This window comes from Halomonas sp. (genome assembly GCF_041689495.1).
Lineage (GTDB): Bacteria > Pseudomonadota > Gammaproteobacteria > Pseudomonadales > Halomonadaceae > Halomonas.
On record NZ_JBDNGD010000046.1, the window covers coordinates 1 to 3,254 of the forward strand.

6 protein-coding genes are annotated in these 3,254 nt (G+C 58.0%); all 6 read right to left on the bottom strand.

Features of this window, described 5'->3' with window-relative positions; translation table 11 throughout:
* Positions 1–182: gas vesicle protein K (locus tag ACESMD_RS01520; protein ID WP_372609669.1), on the bottom strand; the 182-nt coding region annotated here is incomplete at its 3' end.
* A complete protein-coding gene (locus ACESMD_RS01525; RefSeq protein WP_372609671.1) occupies positions 179–385 on the bottom strand; it encodes a gas vesicle protein in 207 nt (68 codons plus the stop codon). The genes ACESMD_RS01520 and ACESMD_RS01525, both read right to left, overlap by 4 nt.
* Before the next feature lie 20 nt (positions 386–405).
* Positions 406–717 carry a tol-pal system YbgF family protein gene (locus ACESMD_RS01530; protein WP_372609673.1) on the bottom strand — a complete coding sequence of 104 codons (312 nt, stop codon included), beginning with the start codon at positions 715–717 and terminating at the stop codon, positions 406–408.
* Positions 690–2,675: an ArsA family ATPase gene (locus tag ACESMD_RS01535; protein ID WP_372609675.1), complete on the bottom strand. Its 1,986-nt coding sequence runs from the start codon at positions 2,673–2,675 to the stop codon at positions 690–692. The genes ACESMD_RS01530 and ACESMD_RS01535 overlap by 28 nt, the downstream gene beginning before the upstream one ends.
* Before the next feature lie 47 nt (positions 2,676–2,722).
* On the bottom strand, positions 2,723–3,007 hold the full coding sequence (locus tag ACESMD_RS01540) for a gas vesicle protein GvpG (protein ID WP_372609677.1): 285 nt from the start codon (positions 3,005–3,007) through the stop codon (positions 2,723–2,725).
* A partial coding sequence (locus ACESMD_RS01545) for a GvpL/GvpF family gas vesicle protein (protein WP_372609679.1) occupies positions 2,991–3,254 on the bottom strand: 264 nt, incomplete at its 5' end. The genes ACESMD_RS01545 and ACESMD_RS01540, both read right to left, overlap by 17 nt.

Sequence of the window (3,254 nt, forward strand, 5' to 3'; positions counted from 1 at the left end):
CCCAGGCGCTCGATTTCTTCCTCCGACAGCGAGCCACCCTCTATGCGCCGCAGCGCCTGTTTTTCCAGCAACTGCCGGATCAACTCAACCAGCGTCAGAACAAGTTGCCCTAGTCCTTTGCGCATATCTTCCGGATCGAGCGCTATACGCGGCGACAGCGTCGAATCTTCAGGTTCTGTCATGTTTTTTCTTTTGGCCCCATCGTCAGTTTGAGTTGCTCGGCAGTTTCTACCGAAGTCAGTGTGAGTGTCAGGCCCAGATAGATCAAATCGATATCGGCCACCGAAATCACGATCTCGCCGGCCACCACCACGCCTTTGTTCAAAACTCGATCCAGGGTTTCGCACAAGGACATGCTGTCTGAATAGTTAACAGGTTTATTCATCGTCGCAGAACTCCTTCAAATCACAACAGACGCTCATAGACAGCACGCGCCACATGCCTGGCACCCTCGCGCTCATACGCCTCCGCCTGATCCAGCAGGCTCACGCGCGCGCCCTGCGCTTGCGACGTGCCAGGGTGGTTTTCCAGCAACGTCCAGTACATCTCCATCGCCTGCCGCAGATTGCCTTCACTGTGGTAGCCGCGCGCCATGCCCAACAGACGATCGAGCATCCTGCCGTTCACAGACGAATCCCCCGCGGCTTCTTCCGCGCCACCGGTTGGTGCAATCGCCGGTTCCGTCATACCTAATGCTGTTTCTGTTTCTGTTTGCATACAATGCTCCTTTTATCGTGATGTTCAATGAGATGTTGATCGTGTGGGCTTAGGTTTAAGCCGTCATAAAGTGAGCGCCCCAAGCTGCCCAGTCGCTCTCTCTCAACTGATTCCTGCCGATATACGATGGTGAGGCTTTGCTCTCGAAATGTCTCCTGATACCGCTCCAACAAAAGCAACTCCCCGCGCCGCAGCGCGGAACAGGTCGGGCAGGAAGACTCCGGCGTGACCATATTCACGAACAGCACCGGAGCTGAGGCCCGCAGTCGCTCACAAGCAGCCACCAGGTCCCTGGTTTCTTCATACGCCAGCTCGGTGGGAATCGCCACCGCCATCAACGCCGCCTGTTGCGGATCGGCCAGAACGCGCCGGAACTGTTTCACCTTCTTGGAAAGATCCACCATGGCCTGCGTAACTTTCGGCAGCCGAAACACCTGCCGGTACTTGAGGAATATGCCGAAAAAAGTCTTCAACCAGGCATCGATCAGCTCCGGCATCTCCAGGAAGCGCAGAAGATGACCCGTTGGAGCGGTATCCAGAATGAACAGGTCATAGCGTCCCTGGTCCAGCAGTTCCACGATCCGCGTGATCGCAAGCATCTCATCCAGACCCGGTGGGGCGGTGTCCATGAGGTGCTCTATCACTTCCTGATCGAACTCGACGTGGATATGAGCCTGCGCCGAGAGGCGCTCAAAGACCCCCGCCACTTCATCGGCATAGAGTTGTTTTAATCGCGCGTATTCAGCTTCTGGATCGAGCTCGATCGCGCTCAGCCCGCGGCTCAGCCGCACCTCATCAGGTCCGATCTGATGATTGAGGCAGGCGGACAGTGAATGCGCCGGATCGATGGAAACAAGCAAAATCTCCTTGCCTTGCCACTCTTCGGCCAGTCGCAGTGCCGAGGCGCATGCCAGGGTTGTTTTCCCCACCCCGCCCTTGCCCGCAAACAACAGCAGCCGCATCGAGGAAGAGGGCAGGCAAGCCGGGTTTTCCACCGCAGCGAGAGACCCTAGAGCGGGAACAGGCGCAGGCGCACTCGCAGGGGCAAGCTGCTGCCATGCGTTTAGCGGCCGCAACTGCGCCCACAGGGAGCTCAGTCGCTCTGTGCCCCGCGCTTCTTCAAGGCACAAGGGGAGACCCCAGGGCTCATGGCCGGGAAAGGTCCGCTGGATGTCCGCGATCAACGCTGTTTGTGTCGCCACCCGCGCCGAGCAGAGCGGGCATTCAGGCCGAGAATGGAGCAGCCGATTAACCACCAGCTCGCGCACGGGAATCTGCAGCGAGGCCAATTCCTCCACCATCCGGCGCGTGACATGCACGCTGAGCCTCTCGGCCAGCAACACCGGCACGAAGCGACATTGCGCTGACGAATGAAGCAATGTCCACAGGTAGCGCAGGTCGGACGCCATCTCTTCCAGATAGATATCTGCTGCATCCTTGGCGTAACGTTTGCTGAACAACTTCACCATAAACCGATGCTTGGCTAGCATCGTATCCAGGACCAGCAGCCATTTGCGCATCAGCTCGGGCAGCGCGAGCAGCCGAAGCGTGTGGCCAGCCGGCGCCGTATCTACCACGATGCAGGTATAACGCTCTTCTTTGACCCATGCCACGATCTCCAGCAAGGCCATCATTTCATCCAGGCCCGGCATCGACAAGTCCAACAATTGAGCGATGTCAGCCTCATCCAGAAACGTGCCGCGCAGCGCGATAGTGCGTAGATGCTGGTGATGCCGCGTCCGAAACCGCGCCAGACTGCCCTGCGGGTCAATTTCCCGCAGCGTCAGGTTTTGACCCAACGCGCCGCCAGCCAGACAGTCACGCAGAGAATGGGCCGGGTCGGTGGACACCAGCAAGTACGAACGTGCGGGATGCTTCGCGGCCAAGTGGAGCGCAGCCGCAGCCGCACAGGTGGTTTTCCCCACCCCGCCCTTGCCGCCAAACAGCAGCAGACGCAAACCCTCGTCTCCAAGGAAACCAGGCAAGGAATGAGAGGTGCTAATCGTCACGGCTCAGCACCCTCGGATTCATCCATCTGCTCAGTCGCATCCGCTGTACCCTGATCGCGCTCCCAGATTTCATCGAGCCGGTCAAGCAGCACCTTCTCTTCAGCCGCAAACTGCTCATCCGTGAGATCCCCGACTTCGAGCTGCATGTAAAGCTCGCTCAGCGCGTGGGCGATGTTATCGGCCTCTCCGTCAATTTCCTGCTGCGCTACTTTGTGGACTTCCTTAAACACCCAAATCAGGCTGTTGAACGGCGCGAGCAGAATGTTATCGACGAGAAACATGGCTGCTCTTTATATTCAGCTCGATATGGACGAAATTGTGCGGAGCCCAAGGACCGTTGAAATCGAAAGCGAAGTTATTGTCGAATTGACCGGCCGCCGCCAACACGGTGTCTTCAAATGCTTTGAGGTCTTCGCGCTTGACTAGGCAGGCCAGATTCATCACCTCCAGATTATTGCGCGGCGGGTTGCGTTTGATCTCCACGCAGTGGGCACTCAGCACCGGCAGAACAGTTGCCGTATGGGTCTC

What these genes read in the sequence shown, in the direction of transcription:
- ACESMD_RS01525 (WP_372609671.1), bottom strand. Translation starts at nt 385, where the DNA reads ATGAATAAACCTGTTAACTATTCAGACAGCATGTCCTTGTGCGAAACC.
- ACESMD_RS01530 (WP_372609673.1), bottom strand. Translation starts at nt 717, where the DNA reads ATGCAAACAGAAACAGAAACAGCATTAGGTATGACGGAACCGGCGATT.
- ACESMD_RS01540 (WP_372609677.1), bottom strand. Translation starts at nt 3,007, where the DNA reads ATGTTTCTCGTCGATAACATTCTGCTCGCGCCGTTCAACAGCCTGATT.